Here is a 14,614-nt window from a genome sequence, read left to right on the forward strand (position 1 = left end):
CTATGATCGATTTCAATGTGACGGCAATGGAAATCGTTGGGGTTGAACATGATGAAGAAGCGAGGGCAGGCGAGCGAACCCGTTCCCGATACGCGCGAACGCATTCTGCGGACCGCTAGCGAACTGTTCTATCAGGAAGGCACGCGTGCGGTGGGCGTCGATCTGATCGTGGCGCGCGCGGGGGTTGCCAAGACCAGTTTGTATCGTCACTTCGGGACCAAAGACGATCTGATCGAAGCCTTCCTGCTGCTTGAAGATAAAGATTTCTGGCAGCACTGGGACGCGGTTGCGGCGCAGCACAAAGGCGCGCCGCGCGAAGAACTGGACGCCCAATTGCAATGGATCGGCGAGCGCATTGCGCGGCCGGGCTATCGCGGCTGCCCGCAGATCAACATTGCCGCCGAATATGCGGACGACAGCCACCCGGCGCGCAAGGTGGCGGTTGCGCATAAGCGGGAGTTGCGGCATCGGCTCGCGGAGCTGGCGCGCGCCATGCGCATCGACGAGCCGCAGACGTTCGCCTTACGGATGGGCACGATCATCGACGGTGCGTTGAGCAGCGGGCGGGCGCTGCATGGGGAAGGGCCCGTGGTGTTTCTGCAGGCACTGGCGAAGCTGCTGATTCCGAAGAAAACGAAGAAGTGAATCTCGTTACCGGGCGAGCGCGCGAGCGGGCGCGGGATCGCCCGGCACGTCCCCGTCGTCGGTTACGCCGGAGTGAACGCCACGTTCTGCGGCGGAAGCAACGTAATACCGAAGCGCGGCGCCGCGTCGCGCATTTTCTGTTTCGAGGCGTCGCTCGGCGGCGCGGTCTCGTAGGGCGCGGCCAGCACGTCGGCGCAGATCTCGACGAATTCGTCGAAGCCGGCCGGCGCGCAGATGACCAGATAGCGTGCCGTCGCGTCCGAGCGGTTAATCAGTTGATGCGCGGTGCCGCGTTGCAGATACAGCGTCTCACCCGCGCGGAACGTGTGCGTCGTGCCTTCGATGTTGACGTCGAGTTCGCCTTCCAGCATATGGATCGTCTCGTCCTCGTGCTGATGCCGGTGCGTCGGCGTGGCCCGGCCCGCCGGAGAAAAGATTTCGATCATGCAGTACGATCCGGCGGATTGCTTGCCGGAAACGAGCAGCCGCGCGTGCGAGCCGCCGAAATCGTAGTCGACCGGTTTGATGTTCTGGAAAGACATGGTGGGTTCCTTGGGGGGCGAGTTGGTCAATGCTCAATCTACCCGCATACGCACTGTCGTTTGATCTCCCCACTGCCGTTTCATTGATGACAGATTGTCGGGAATAGCCTCGATGAAAAACCTCAGTCAGTTCCTCAATTTTGCCGCCGTCGCGAGGCATGGCAGCTTTGCGCGTGCCGCGCGAGAGCTGAGCCTCGCACCTTCGTCGGTGGCGAAAAGCATTGCACGGCTCGAACAGGAGCTCGGCGTGCGGCTGTTTCATCGCACGACGCGTTCCGTGCATCTGACCGAGGAAGGTCAGACGCTTTTTGCCAAGTGTTCGCGGCTGCTCGACGAGATCGACGCGCTGGATCTGCGCAGCGTTTCCGACGCCGGTGAGCCGGCCGGCACGCTGTGCATCGGCGCGCCGATCGGCTACGGCACCCAGGTCGTGTTGCCGGTGCTGACCGCTTTGCAGCGGCGCTATCCCGCGCTCGAATTCGATCTGCGGCTGTCGGACGAGCAGGTCAATCTGGTTGGCGAGGGACTGGACGCGGTGATTCGTTTTGGCGCGTTGACCGATTCGAGCCTGATTGCCCGCCAATTCGATTCTCAACCGCTGGTGTTGTGCGCAAGCCCAGCGTATCTCGCCGCTCATCCGAAGATCCGCGCGGTCGCCGACCTCGCGCAACATGGGGTTGTCGCTTTCAGAATGCCGACGACCGGGCGGGAGCGGCCGCTCGAATTCGTCGAGAAGGGGAATGCTGTCGCGATCGCGCCGAAATCGCGGTTTCGGATCAGTCACGGCGAGGCGTTGATCGGCGCGGCGGTGCAGGGCGCCGGGCTGGTTCAGGTGCCGGAGTTCATGGCGCGCCGGCACCTCGATAGCGGGGCGTTGGACGAGTTGTTGCCTCAATGCCGTCCCGCACCGTTGCCGGTCAACGTGATCGTGCCGGGCTCGCGAACGCGGCCCGTGCGCGTCGATGCATTGATCGACGCGTTGATGAATGGGCGGCCGGGTGCCAGCTACAATCCGCTACTTCGATCCGACCCACATGAATGACGCCATGAAATCCTCTATCGCATTGACTCTCGCGGCGCTCGTCGCGGCCGCCGCCTGTGTGGGCGCACAAGCCCAAACCTCGACCAGCGCCAGCACGCCCAAACTGCAATGCGCGATCGGCTACGTCACCGGGGTCGGCGGCGCGGCACAAAGCTTCCGCGAATATCTGGCCACGCCTGATCGCGACAAATACCGCTACATCGCCGATAACCCGATCCAATGCAAGGTCTCCGACGAAGGCCGCGCCTCCGGCTGCACCGGCGTCACCAACCTTCGGCGCGAAGAGGTCAGCGTCTATGACGACATCGACGAGACGACAATGGCCGTGGTCGCGCGGGTGGAACTCGAGCACGGCACCTATCCCGTCATCATCCAGGTGCGCAGGCAAGACGTGAAATGTGAGCAGTAAATGACGTGACGCGATGCAGCATTCAAACCGCCGCGTTGCGCCGCGCCACGTCATTTCTCCCCTCAAACCCGCACCACGCTTCATTTGTACCTCGCACGCACGACTGTTTGTCCACGGTGGGTATTCGAGATCGGCGCCAATGCGCCTAGATTTCATACCCATCGGAGCCCGTGGCCCGATCAGCATCTGATCTCAAACATGTCACCCAGAGGTTCATCATGAGCACGTCACAAAAAGTCGTCGTCGTCACCGGCGCATCCCAAGGCATTGGCGCGGAAATCGTCAAGGCGTTCCGCAAGCTGGATTACCGGGTCGTCGCTACCGCGCGCTCGGTCAGCCCGTCGGACGATCCCAATGTGCTGACCGTCGCCGGCGATATCGCCGATCCGGCCACCGCGCAGCGCGTAATCGCCGCAGCGGTCGAGCGCTTTGGCCGCGTCGACACGCTGGTCAACAACGCCGGCATCTTCATCGCCAAGCCGTTCACGCAGTATTCCGCGGAAGACTATGCGGCCGCCATCGGCGTCAACGTGTCCGGTTTCTTCCACATCACGCAACTGGCGATCGCCGAGATGGAAAAGCACGCGAGCGGCCACGTGGTTACGATCACCACCAGTCTGGTCGACCATGCGATCGACGGCGTGCCGTCGGTGCTGGCGTCGCTGACCAAAGGCGGCCTGAACGCGGCGACCAAGTCGCTCGCCATCGAGTACGCGAAACGGGGTATCCGCGCCAACGCGGTCTCGCCGGGCATCATCAAATCACCGATGCACGCCGAGCAAACGCACGCGGCGCTCGGCGCATTGCATCCGATGGGCCACATGGGTGAAATGAGCGATATCGTGAACGCTGTGCTGTATCTGGACGCCGCGCCGTTCGTGACGGGCGAAATCCTGCACGTGGACGGCGGCCAAAGCGCCGGCCACTGATTGACCCCAGAGGCGCCGCGAGTGGCGCCCTTCGACTCAACCAAAGCAACGCATCACTACGGAGCACGACATGCCCATCGTCACGATCCAGGTGACCCGCGAGGGGTCCAAACCCGGCAACGATTCCGTCACCGCCGACGAAAAAGCCCGGCTCATCGCGGGTGTCAGCCAGGTGCTGCTCGACGTGCTGAACAAGCCGCTCGACTCGACCTTTGTCGTCATTGAAGAGGTGAACCTGGAGAACTGGGGGTGGGGCGGCATGCCGGTCGACGCGTTCCGCAAACAGCGGGCATTGAAGCCGGATTGAACGCCGCAAAGCGCGCGTTGCGTCGAGTGACGCGCGCTGCTTCGAATCGGTTTGCCCGATAGTCCTGATATTCTGTGTGGATCCTTGTTGCGCACCGCAGGCGGCCCCGGTTGTCCGCGATACGCAACCTTCAGCGTTCAGCGTTTAGCGCTCAGCTTGCGGCCGTCCCGGACGCATCCGCTGGGCGACAAAGCCGCCACCGAAGCTCGTCGAGAATCCATGCAGCGTCAATTTGAAGATGTCCTTCTGGGCAGTATCGAACTGTTCTGTCTCGCGGCCGAACTGGAGAGCTTTACGGTGGCCGCGACCGCCGCGGGCGTGACGCCGGCGGCGGTGAGCCGCACGGTTGCGCGTCTGGAGGCGCGTCTCGGTGTGCGGCTGTTCGTGCGCACCACGCGGCAAATCCGGCTCACGGATGCGGGCCGGCGCTACTTCGAACAGTGCCGTCAGGCGCTTGGTCAACTGGCCGACGCCGAGCGCGAAGCCACCGGCCAGCAAACCGCGCCGAGCGGCGTGCTGCGGATCAGCATGCCGACCCCGTACGGCCACTATCGGGTGCTACCGTTACTGGCGGAGTTTCGCGCGCGCTATCCCGGCATCACGGTCGAAACCCATCTCAGCAACCGCAACATCGACTTCGCCGACGAAGGTTTCGATCTCGCGATTCGCGGGCGTGCGCCGAGCGATTCCGGTTTGATCGCGCGCAAGATCGAGGACGCGGAACTGGTGGTCGTCGCGTCGCCGGCGTATCTGCGCAACGCGGGCAAACTCGACACGCCCGACGATCTGCTCATGCACGACTGCATTCAGTTCGCGTTGCCGAGCACCGGCCGTAACATTCCGTGGCTCTTCAAACAGTCGGGCGACGCGGTCGAGATGATGACGCGCGGCGGCAACGTGTCGTCGGGCGACGTGCTGGCCGGTGTGACGTTGGCGCGGCACGGCGCGGGCCTTTTTCAGACCTATCGTTTCATCGTCGACAAAGACATTGCCGATGGCACGCTCAAAGAATTGCTCGTGCCTCATGGCGGATGCTCGCGGCCCTTCGTGCTGCTCTATCCGCATGCCCGGCATCTGTCGTCGCGCGTGCGGAGCTTCGTCGATTTTCTGATGGAAAAGCTTGGGTCGTAGCGGGCGTGATGTTCATCCCTCTGTCTTGACCGCTACGCTAAATCGGCTTCACGCTCTCGCGCAACTCGTCGCCGAGAAAGTCGATAAACGTTCTGAGCTTGGCCGACAAACTGTGCCGCTCCAGGTAAATCGCGTGGATGTCCGCATTCGGCAGCGTCCAGTCGCCCAGCACCGGCACCAACTCACCACGCCGTACGTGTCCGGCGATTTCCCACGCCGAGCGCACGGTAATGCCGCGACCGTCGAGCGCCCACTTCAACACGACGCTGCCGTCGTTGCTGCTCAACGGACCGTCCACCTTCACCGTCTCCGCTTTCTTGCCGCGCGAAAAATGCCACGTGCCATACGCCGATTCGTTTTCGCGTAACACGAGGCACGCATGGCGCGTGAGATCGTGCGGCATTGTCGGCGCGCCATGCCGTTTCAGATAAGCCGGCGACGCGCACGCCAGACGCTGGTTCTTCAGCAGCAAACGCGCATTGATACGCGCGTCGGGCACGTCGCCGAAACGAATGCCGAGATCGAAGCCTTCCTCCTGCAAGCTCAGCGGCCGGTCGGTCAGATGCAGTTGAATCTTCATCGAAGGAAACCGCTCGCTGAAGCGCGAAATGGCCGGCGCAATATGCGCGCGGCCGAAACCGAACGACGCGTTCACGCGCAACAGACCGGCCGGTTCGGCGCGGCTCTGCGTCACCAACTGTTCGAGTTCGGCGAGATCGTCGAGGATCCGCGAGCCGTTCGCCAGATAGATCTCGCCTTCCGCCGTGAGACTGACGCGCCGCGTGGTGCGGTTGACCAGCCGCACGCCAAGCCGCTGTTCGAGTTGCGCCAGGCGCTTGCTGATGGACGGAGGCGTCACCCCAAGTTCGCGCGCGGCGGCGGCCAGATTGCGGTGGCGCGCCACCAGCGCGAACAGATTCAGGTCGGAAAAGCCGTCCATCGATTCGTTCCTAAAAGTTAATTCCGGATTGCCTGGGGAGAAACCACATCGCTGCAGGCATCAATTAGACTGCATTCACACACCGGAGGCAACGATGTTTGCAGACTTCATAGACGCGTCGGCCGAGGTCGACGGGATTCGGATCAACGCGATTCGCTGCGGCAACGGGCCGGCTTTGCTGCTGCTGCATGGCCATCCGCAGACCCACGCGATCTGGCACAAGGTCGCGCCCACGCTGGCGCGGCACTTCACGGTGATCGCCGCGGATTTGCGCGGTTACGGCGACAGCGGCAAACCGCTGGGCGCAGACGATCACAGCAACTATTCGAAACGCCGCATGGCCGCGGATCAGGTCGCGTTGATGCAGGCGCAGGGCTTCAGCGAGTTTGCCGTGATCGGTCACGATCGCGGCGGACGCGTCGCCGCACGCATGGCGCTCGATCATCCGCGAGCCGTGACGAAACTGGTGACGCTCGACGTCGCGCCGACGCTTGCGATGTACGAGCAAACCTCGTTCGCCTTCGCACGCGCTTACTGGCACTGGTTTTTTCTCGTGCGTCCCGCGCCGTTTCCCGAGACGCTGATTCGCGCGGATGCCGATCTGTATCTGAAGCAGACCATCGGCGCGCGCAGCGCCGGGCTCGCGCCGTTCACTCCAGACGCCTACGCGGAGTACCTGCGTTGTCTGAGCGACCCCGCGACCGCGCACGGCATCTGCGAGGACTATCGCGCGAGTATCTCGATCGACCTCGATCACGACCGGGCCTCGCTGGACGAAGGGCGCAAGATCGACTGCGCGTTTCTCGCGTTGTGGGGCGCGCAAGGCGTGATCGAACAGTGCTTCGCACCGCTCGCCGAATGGCGGCAATGGTCCGTGCAGGTGAGCGGCGAAGCGCTGCCGTGCGGTCATTACATTCCCGAGGAAGCGCCCGAGTTGCTGCTCGAACGCGTGCTTCCGTTTTTGCAGGCTTAGGCGCGTGTCCATCATGTCATCTCCCTCTCTTACCCTTTATCAGAAGCTGGTCGATTCGCACGTCGTCAAACGGATCGATGCGCAAAATGTGCTGCTGTATGTCGATCTGCATCTGATGAACGAATACACCAGCCCGCAGGCATTCAGCGCGTTGAAGGACAAAGCGCGCAGTGTGCGTCGTCCGAAGCAGCAGCTTGCAGTGGTCAGCCATATCATCCCGACGCACGCCGAATCGCCGCGTGTGATTCGCGACGCCGCTTCGCTGTTGCAGGCGAATAATCTGGCGCGCAATTGCCAGGCGGCCGGGATTCAACTGCACGACGCCAACGACCCGCTGCAAGGCATCGAACATATCGTCGCACCGGAGCGCGGTCTGATTCGCCCCGGCATGGCCGTGTTGTGCGGCGACAGCCACACCACCACGTATGGCGCGCTCGGTGCGCTCGGCTTCGGCATCGGCACGTCGGAGGTCGAGCACGTGCTCGCCACGCAGACGTTGGTGTACCGCGTCGCGCAGACCATGCGTATCACTATCGACGGCGCGTTGCCGTACGGCACCTCGTCGAAGGACGTGATTCTGTGGATCATCAGCCGGATCGGTGCGCAAGGCGCGCGCGGCTATGCGGTGGAATTCGACGGATCGACGATCGCGTCGCTGTCGGCAGAGGCGCGCATGACCGTGTGCAATATGACCGTCGAAGCCGGCGCGCGCGCCGCGCTGATCGCGCCGGATGCGACGACGTTCGACTATGTCCGCGCGCATGCCACGTCGCTGGATGACGCCGCCTGGAACGCCGCGCTGAACGACTGGCGCGAACTGAAATCGGACCCCGACGCGCGTTTCGATATCGAACATCGTTTTGACGCGCACGACATCGCGCCGTTTGTCACGTGGGGCACGAGTCCCGATCAGGCCATCGCGGTCGACGCGCACATTCCGTCGGCCGCCGCCCAGGCCACGCCGGAAGCCTCCGCGTCGTTGCAACGCGCGCTTGACTATATCGGCCTCGACGCCGGGCAGCCGATTGCCGGCACGCCGATCGATCGCGTGTTTATCGGCTCCTGCACCAACGGACGTATCGAAGATCTGCGCATCGTTGCGTCGATCGTGGCAGGCCGCCATGTCGCGCAAGGCGTACGCGCGATGATCGTGCCGGGCTCGGGCAGCGTGCGCCGCCAGGCGGAAGCCGAAGGCGTGGCCGCGACGCTGCGCGAGGCGGGCTTCGAATGGCGCGAGCCGGGTTGTTCGATGTGTCTCGCGATGAACGACGACTTTCTGACGGCCGGCGAGCGCTGCGCGTCCACCACCAACCGCAATTTCGAAGGACGCCAGGGACGCGGCGGCCGGACTCATCTGATGAGCCCCGCGATGGCCGCGGCGGCGGCATTGACCGGACGCATCACCGACGTCCGCACGCTGGAGACGCAATCATGAGCGCAAGATCCACGAGACTCGTCGACATTCACGGCACGGCCGCGCCGTTGCCGATCGACAACCTCGACACCGATCAGATCATGCCGAAGCAGTTCCTGCGCATTATCGACAAGGCCGGGCTCAGCGAGGGTCTGCTGTACGACCTGCGTTTCGATGCGCAAGGCGCGTTGCGCGACGATTGCGTGCTGAATCAACCCGCGTATCGCGGCGCGCGCATTCTGCTGGGTGGCGCGAATTTCGGTTGCGGGTCGAGCCGTGAACACGCGGTCTGGGGACTTCAGCAAGGCGGTTTCGACGCCATCGTCGCGCCAAGCTTCGCGGAGATTTTCTATTCGAACGCCATGAATAACCGCTTGTTGCTGGTGCAACTGGAACGCGAGCAGATCGACGTGCTGCTGCGCGACGCTATCGCCCATCCCGCCGCGCAACTGCGTATCGACATCGAGCAACAAACCGTGACGTCCGTCGACGGCCTCGTCTTCCCGTTCCCGCTCGGCGCGCGGCATAAACAGATGGTGATCGAAGGCATGGACACGATCGACCTCACGCTCGCTTCGCTGCCCGACATCGAAGCATTCGAGCGGGATCACTTCGCCCGGCACCCTTGGGCCGCCGTGTTGTAACCGCTAGCTAGTCAGCTAGCCAGCCAGGCGGCGCGCCGCACTGCGCCGCCGTTCAACCGCAACGCGTGACCGATTCCCCACAAGAAGGGAAGGGACGCGCTTTGCCAAAAATTTGCCCGAAGCAAACCGGAGGAGACATGAAACGCAAACCGCTTTATAAGGTGCTGTACGTGCAGGTGATCGTCGCGATCGTGATCGGCGTGGCCTTCGGTCATTATTGGCCGACGCACGCGGTCGCGATGAAACCGCTCGGCGACGCCTTTATCAAACTCGTGCGCATGATCATCAGCCCGGTGATTTTCTGCACGGTCGTGACCGGCATTGCGAGCATGCACGACATGCGCAAGGTGGGCCGGGTCGGCGGCAAGGCGTTGCTGTATTTCGAGGTCGTGTCGACGCTGGCGCTGGCGATCGGTTTGCTGGCCGCGCATGTGCTGCAACCCGGCGCGGGCTTCAACGTCGACCCCGCCTCGCTCGACGCGGGCGCGGTGTCGTCCTATACGGCGCAAGCCGCCCATGGCGAAGGGCTCGCGGGCTTCTTCATGCACATCATTCCCGAGACGTTTGCCGGCGCGTTCACGCAGGGCGACATTCTGCCGGTGCTGCTGATCGCCATGCTGTTCGGCACCGCGCTCGCTGTGATGGGCGAGCCCGCGAAACCGCTGATCGGCCTGATCGAACTGCTGTCGAAAACCTTCTTCAGAATCGTGCGGATGATCACCAGCCTCGCGCCGCTTGGCGCATTCGGTGCGATAGCCTTCACGATCGGCAAATACGGCATCGTCTCGCTGCTGCCGATGATGAAACTGATCGGCACGTTCTATCTGACCGCGTTCCTGTTCGTCTCGTGCGGCCTCGGCCTGATTGCGCGAGCGTGTGGATTCAGTCTGTGGCGTTTCGTGGTCTACATCAAGGACGAACTGCTGATCGTACTCGGCACGTCGACCTCCGAAGCCGCGCTGCCGCAATTAATGGAGAAGCTCGAACGGCTCGGCTGCTCGCGCGGGATCGTCGGGCTCGTGGTGCCGACCGGCTATTCGTTCAATCTGGACGGCACCAATATCTACATGACGCTGGCGGTGCTGTTTCTCGCTCAGGCCACCAATACGCATTTGACGCTCACGCAGGAAATCACGTTGCTGGCGGTGACGATGCTGACGTCGAAGGGATCGACGGGGGTGACGGGCGCGGGTTTTATCACGCTGGCCGCGAGTCTTGCCGTGGTGCCGACCGTGCCGGTGACGGCGATGGTGCTGATACTCGGCATCGACCGTTTCATGTCCGAGTGCCGCGCGTTGACCAATACGATGGGCAACGGCGTGGCGTCGATCGTGATTGCGGCGTGGGAGAAGGAACTGGATCGCGACAGGCTGAAGGCGGCGCTGGCGAGGCCGGGGCGTGGGGTGTTGGCGGCGCAGGTGGAAGTGGCGGCCACGGTGAATAGCATGCCGGAGCGTGAAGAGGTGCAACGTTCCGCGTGATTTACGCGTGTGGCTGCGAGCACGCCGCGTTCACGCTTGGGGTTAGCGTTGAGCGTGGCGTGGAACGGCGTGGAGTACCTTGGAGTAGCTTGGAGTAGCTTGGAATAACGCGCGCAGTGAGACGCGCGCTCGTCACTTCGATTCCGCAGCCTCGAATCGCTTTACCGCGCCGACGATATCGTTGCGCAACTGCTTTAACGCCGCCTGCCGCGTATCGGGGGGCACAAGTCCTTGCCACAACAGATCGCTTAACGACGCAGCCGTCGCTTCAATGTCGACAGCCTTCTGTTTGCGCACCGCGTCCCACAACACATGCTCCATCGGACCATAAACGGCCGAACGCAGCAGGCCGAGCGGCATATCGTCCCGCACGTCGCCACTGGCAACACCCTCGGCGAGTACCTGCATCATCGGCGCCGTGTAACGTCGCTGCAGTTCGACGATGACGTCGCCAAACTTGTCGTCCTTCTCGCGCCCCTCGGAAAGAATCAGCGCGCACAAGCCGGTTCCGTCCACCGTTAGCCGGTAAAGATGCGTACGCACCAGGTACGCAAACTTGCTGCGCGTGCCGTCGATCAGCGGTAATTCACCTTCCACCTGCGCGATGATTTCATCGTACCAATTGCCCAGCACTCGCACGCATAAATCCCGCTTGCTGGCGAAGTACGTGAAGATCGTCGCCTCCGATACGCCCACTCGGCGGGCAATCTCCGTCATCGTGGCAGACGCATAGCCGACCTCGGAGAACACGAGCCTGGCTGCCTCGAGAATAGCCTTGAGACGTTGCTCGGAACGCGCCTGCACAGGCACGCGGCGGGATGCGGCGGAGACGTTCATTGTCGGGAGTCAGCGTGTAGGGGTGGTTGAGTTGAGTTGAGTCTAGCTCAAATAAATTTGAAGTGATAGTTTGAGCTAATGCCGCGATGGAAATCTAATTCGACACTGTGCGTTCATATAACTTGAGCTAAACTCAAAAAATAATGTCGAGCAGCTTGTGAAGGAGACACCCGAATGCCCACTGCTTCGCCGAGTACTTCGCCGCCGTTGAGCGGCTACCGTTCCGTCTTCCGCGAGGGTCTGTTCGCGGGCAAGGTCGTCGTCGTCACAGGGGCGGGCAGCGGACTGGGCCGGTGTACGGCGCATGAACTCGCGTCGTTGGGCGCAACGATCGCATTGATTGGCCGTAGCGCGGACAAACTCGAAACCGTGCAAGCCGAACTTGTCGCCGACCATCAAAACGTAAGCGGCCACCGTATCTACTCCTGCGATATCCGCAACGAACAACAGGTGCGCGACACGGTCGCCGCGGTCGTTCAGGACCTCGGTCAGATCGACGGCCTCTTCAATTGCGCCGGCGGCCAATTCCCCGCGAAGCTGGAGGCGATCTCGCTGAACGGCTGGGACGCCGTGGTGCGCAACAACCTGCACGGCACGTTCCTGATGTCCCGCGAGTGCTACACGCAATGGATGCAGCACCACGGCGGCGCAATCGTCAACATGCTGGCCGACATCTGGGGCGGCATGCCCGGCATGGGCCACTCGGGCGCGGCGCGCGCGGGCGTGTGGAACTTCACGGAAACGGCCGCGTGCGAATGGGGTCACTCCGGTGTCAGGGTCAACGCGGTTGCGCCGGGCTGGATTGCTTCCGCCGGTATGGACAGCTATGACGAATCCTACCAGGCGCTGCTGCGCTCGCTGAAACACAAAGTGCCGCTGCAACGCTTCGGCACCGAGTCCGAACTGGCTAGCGCGGCCGTGTTTCTGCTGTCGGAGGCGTCGACGTTTATCAACGGCACGGTGATTCGCGTGGACGGCGGCGTGCCGAACGCGCGCCATTCATGGCCGCTGCCCGCTGCCGAGCGTACGATCGAATACAACGGTTTCCCACGCTATCAACCGCCGACCGGCTTGCAGGAGCAGACACCATGAATCTCGACGGCCAGACCTACGAATCGCTGACGGCCAGCTTCGCGTGGCGTATTCCGCCGCGCTACAACATTGGCGTCGATGTCTGCGACAAATGGGCCGACGGTTCCGGACGTCTCGCGCTGATCTATGAAGATCCCGAAGGCCGGGCCACGCACTATACGTTCGACGAATTGAAGGCGCTGTCGGATCGTTTCGCCAACGCGCTGCTCGCAGCGGGCGCGCAACGCGGCGACCGCATCGGCATCTTTCTGTCGCAGTCCATCGAGACGGCCGTCGCGCATCTCGCCGCGTACAAGGCGGGCATGGTGGCCGTGCCGCTGTTCGCGCTGTTCGGCATCGACGCGATCGAACATCGCCTGGGCGATAGCGGCGCAGTCGCATTGATCACCGACAACGCGGGCGTGCAAAAGATCGCCGAAATTCGCGCGGCCTTGCCGGCGCTACGCAATGTGTTCAGCGTGGATATCGCCGATGAAAGCGCCTACGACGCCGCGCAAGCCAACCCCGTGCGTTCGTTCTGGCACGCGCTGAACCATGCGCCTGCCGTTTTCGCACCGGCCGATACCGGCGCCGACGATCCCGCCGTCATCATCTACACATCCGGCACGACCGGCAAACCGAAGGGCGCGTTGCACGGCCATCGCGTTCTGCTCGGGCATCTGCCGGGCGTCGAGCTGTCGCAACAAGGTTTCCCCGCGCACGCCACGCTCATGTGGACGCCCGCCGACTGGGCGTGGATTGGCGGGCTGTTCGACGTGCTGCTGCCGTCGTGGCATCACGGCGTGGCCGTCTTGGCGCGCCGTTTTGCGAAATTCGACGGCCAGGCTGCGTTCGATCTGATGGCGCGTCACGCGGTGTCCCATACGTTTTTGCCACCCACCGCATTGAAGATGATGCGCGGCGTCGAGCATCCCGAGCGCTGGCCGCTCGCGCTGCGCTCGGTGGCGAGCGGCGGCGAATCGCTCGGCGAGGAGCTGATCGACTGGGGCCGCAAGGCGCTCGGCGTCACGATCAACGAGTTCTATGGGCAAACGGAGTGCAACGTGGTGGTGTCGTCGTGCGCGGCGCTGTTTGAACCGTGCTTCGGCGCGATCGGCCGCGCGGTGCCGGGGCATCATGTTGCGATTGTCGACGCCGACGGCAACGAACTGCCGCAAGGCGCGATCGGCGATATCGCGGTGGCCGCGCCCGATCCGGTGATGTTCCTCGGCTACTGGGGCAACGAAGCGGCCACGCGCGAGAAATACCGCGGCAAGTTTCTGGTGACCGGCGACCTCGGCACGCGCGACGCGGACGGCTTCATCCGCTTCGTCGGTCGCGGCGACGACGTGATCACCAGCGCCGGCTACCGGATCGGCCCGGCTTCGATCGAAGATTCGCTGCTGCGTCATCCTGCGGTGTCGATGGCGGCCGTGATCGGCGCGCCGGATCGCGAACGCACCGAAATCGTCATGGCGTTCGTGGTGCTGAAACCCGGCTTTATCGGCGATGACGCATTGGTGCGCGAGATCCAGCAGCATGTCAAAACGCGTCTCGCCGCGCACGAGTATCCGCGCGAGATCCGCTTTGTCGACAGCCTGCCGTTGACGGCGACCGGCAAGGTGATTCGCCGGGCGCTGCGCGACGGACTCGGGCAAGATGGCGAGCATCCCGCCGCGAAACCTGAATCCCGATGACCGATAACGCCCGTCCACCTTCGAGCCGAACCAGCAAGGCGCTGAAGACGCCCGGCGCGCAACCGGTCGTTGCGGCCGTGCTCGACGACACGGACCGCAAACTGCTGGCCTTGCTCGCGGAAGACGCCACGCGCACTTACGCGGAACTCGGCAAGCTGCTGTTCCTGTCGGCGCCCGCGGTTCACGAGCGCGCGCGGCGTTTGAAGAAAGAAGGCGTGATCAAGGCCACCGTCGCCACGCTCGACGCCGCGCGTCTGAACCGTCCGTTGCTCGCGTTCGTGCACGTCGATACGACGAGCTGGGCGGTCACGCGGCAACTGCTGGCGCTCAAGGAGCTCTCGGACGTCGAGGAGATTCACACGGTAACGGGCGAGAGCGCGATGCTGCTCAAAGTCCGCACACGCGATACGCAGACGCTCGAGCAACTGCTGGCGCGGATTCATGCGATTGAAGGGTTCACTGGCACGCGTAGTTATATCGCGCTGACCACGTATCTGGAGCGTGGGCCGAGTCCGGAGTTGTGACGTGGGTGGCGCGTGTCGCCACGATATC

Annotated in this window: 16 protein-coding genes; 13 read left to right on the forward strand and 3 right to left on the reverse strand. The window is 63.3% G+C overall.

Features of this window, described 5'->3' with window-relative positions; translation table 11 throughout:
* Positions 1-48: 48 nt before the first annotated feature.
* Entirely contained in the window at positions 49-645 is a 597-nt protein-coding gene (locus GGD40_RS19355; RefSeq protein WP_257030436.1) for a TetR/AcrR family transcriptional regulator, read from the forward strand.
* A 62-nt stretch (positions 646-707) separates the two neighbouring features.
* Here the strand turns inward: GGD40_RS19355 and GGD40_RS19360 are convergent, their stop codons facing one another.
* On the reverse strand, positions 708-1,187 hold the full coding sequence (locus GGD40_RS19360; protein ID WP_179744578.1) for a cupin domain-containing protein: 480 nt from the start codon (positions 1,185-1,187) through the stop codon (positions 708-710).
* A 112-nt stretch (positions 1,188-1,299) separates the two neighbouring features.
* Here GGD40_RS19360 and GGD40_RS19365 point away from each other — a divergent pair, with 112 nt between their 5' ends.
* The 5 genes from GGD40_RS19365 to GGD40_RS19385 all read left to right on the forward strand — a co-directional run bounded on the left by GGD40_RS19365 (position 1,300) and on the right by GGD40_RS19385 (position 5,005).
* Positions 1,300-2,229: a LysR family transcriptional regulator gene (locus GGD40_RS19365; RefSeq protein WP_179703661.1), complete on the forward strand. Its 930-nt coding sequence runs from the start codon at positions 1,300-1,302 to the stop codon at positions 2,227-2,229.
* 4 nt (positions 2,230-2,233) lie between these two features.
* Entirely contained in the window at positions 2,234-2,638 is a 405-nt protein-coding gene (locus tag GGD40_RS19370) for a hypothetical protein (protein ID WP_179744579.1), read from the forward strand.
* 218 nt (positions 2,639-2,856) lie between these two features.
* Positions 2,857-3,567 carry an SDR family NAD(P)-dependent oxidoreductase gene (locus GGD40_RS19375; RefSeq protein WP_035546868.1) on the forward strand — a complete coding sequence of 237 codons (711 nt, stop codon included), beginning with the start codon at positions 2,857-2,859 and terminating at the stop codon, positions 3,565-3,567.
* 70 nt (positions 3,568-3,637) lie between these two features.
* The gene (locus tag GGD40_RS19380) at positions 3,638-3,874 is read left to right on the forward strand and encodes a tautomerase family protein (protein WP_179703663.1); all 237 of its coding nucleotides are present in this window, start codon (positions 3,638-3,640) and stop codon (positions 3,872-3,874) included.
* Positions 3,875-4,093: 219 nt separating this feature from the next.
* Entirely contained in the window at positions 4,094-5,005 is a 912-nt protein-coding gene (locus GGD40_RS19385; protein WP_179744580.1) for a LysR family transcriptional regulator, read from the forward strand.
* Between the two features lie 37 nt (positions 5,006-5,042).
* Here GGD40_RS19385 and GGD40_RS19390 read toward each other — a convergent pair whose 3' ends face one another.
* Positions 5,043-5,945: a LysR family transcriptional regulator gene (locus tag GGD40_RS19390; protein WP_179744581.1), complete on the reverse strand. Its 903-nt coding sequence runs from the start codon at positions 5,943-5,945 to the stop codon at positions 5,043-5,045.
* Between the two features lie 94 nt (positions 5,946-6,039).
* Between GGD40_RS19390 and GGD40_RS19395 the strand changes: the two genes are divergently transcribed.
* The 4 genes from GGD40_RS19395 (at position 6,040) to GGD40_RS19410 (ending at position 10,457) form a co-directional block, all read left to right on the forward strand.
* Positions 6,040-6,918: an alpha/beta fold hydrolase gene (locus tag GGD40_RS19395; protein WP_179744582.1), complete on the forward strand. Its 879-nt coding sequence runs from the start codon at positions 6,040-6,042 to the stop codon at positions 6,916-6,918.
* 13 nt (positions 6,919-6,931) lie between these two features.
* The gene (leuC, locus tag GGD40_RS19400; RefSeq protein WP_179744583.1) at positions 6,932-8,353 is read left to right on the forward strand and encodes a 3-isopropylmalate dehydratase large subunit; all 1,422 of its coding nucleotides are present in this window, start codon (positions 6,932-6,934) and stop codon (positions 8,351-8,353) included.
* Complete coding sequence (gene leuD, locus GGD40_RS19405) at positions 8,350-8,976, forward strand: 3-isopropylmalate dehydratase small subunit (RefSeq protein WP_179703668.1); 627 nt, start codon at positions 8,350-8,352, stop codon at positions 8,974-8,976. The genes leuC and leuD overlap by 4 nt, the downstream gene beginning before the upstream one ends.
* 137 nt (positions 8,977-9,113) lie before the next feature.
* Positions 9,114-10,457, forward strand: a complete 1,344-nt coding sequence (locus tag GGD40_RS19410; protein WP_257030437.1) for a dicarboxylate/amino acid:cation symporter — start codon at positions 9,114-9,116, stop codon at positions 10,455-10,457.
* Between the two features lie 132 nt (positions 10,458-10,589).
* Here GGD40_RS19410 and GGD40_RS19415 read toward each other — a convergent pair whose 3' ends face one another.
* Positions 10,590-11,294, reverse strand: a complete 705-nt coding sequence (locus tag GGD40_RS19415) for a TetR/AcrR family transcriptional regulator (RefSeq protein WP_179703669.1) — start codon at positions 11,292-11,294, stop codon at positions 10,590-10,592.
* A 174-nt stretch (positions 11,295-11,468) separates the two neighbouring features.
* Between GGD40_RS19415 and GGD40_RS19420 the strand changes: the two genes are divergently transcribed.
* Genes GGD40_RS19420 through GGD40_RS19430 form a run of 3 tightly spaced genes read left to right on the forward strand, consistent with a single transcriptional unit; the run spans position 11,469 to position 14,586 of the window.
* Positions 11,469-12,386 carry an SDR family oxidoreductase gene (locus tag GGD40_RS19420; RefSeq protein WP_179744584.1) on the forward strand — a complete coding sequence of 306 codons (918 nt, stop codon included), beginning with the start codon at positions 11,469-11,471 and terminating at the stop codon, positions 12,384-12,386.
* Complete coding sequence (locus GGD40_RS19425) at positions 12,383-14,062, forward strand: acyl-CoA synthetase (RefSeq protein ID WP_179744585.1); 1,680 nt, start codon at positions 12,383-12,385, stop codon at positions 14,060-14,062. The genes GGD40_RS19420 and GGD40_RS19425 overlap by 4 nt, the downstream gene beginning before the upstream one ends.
* Positions 14,059-14,586, forward strand: coding sequence for an Lrp/AsnC family transcriptional regulator (locus GGD40_RS19430; RefSeq protein WP_179703672.1), 528 nt, complete (start codon positions 14,059-14,061; stop codon positions 14,584-14,586). The genes GGD40_RS19425 and GGD40_RS19430 overlap by 4 nt, the downstream gene beginning before the upstream one ends.
* The last annotated feature ends 28 nt before the right edge of the window (positions 14,587-14,614 follow it).

The sequence above is a fragment of the Paraburkholderia bryophila genome, from assembly GCF_013409255.1.
Classification (GTDB): Bacteria; Pseudomonadota; Gammaproteobacteria; order Burkholderiales; family Burkholderiaceae; genus Paraburkholderia.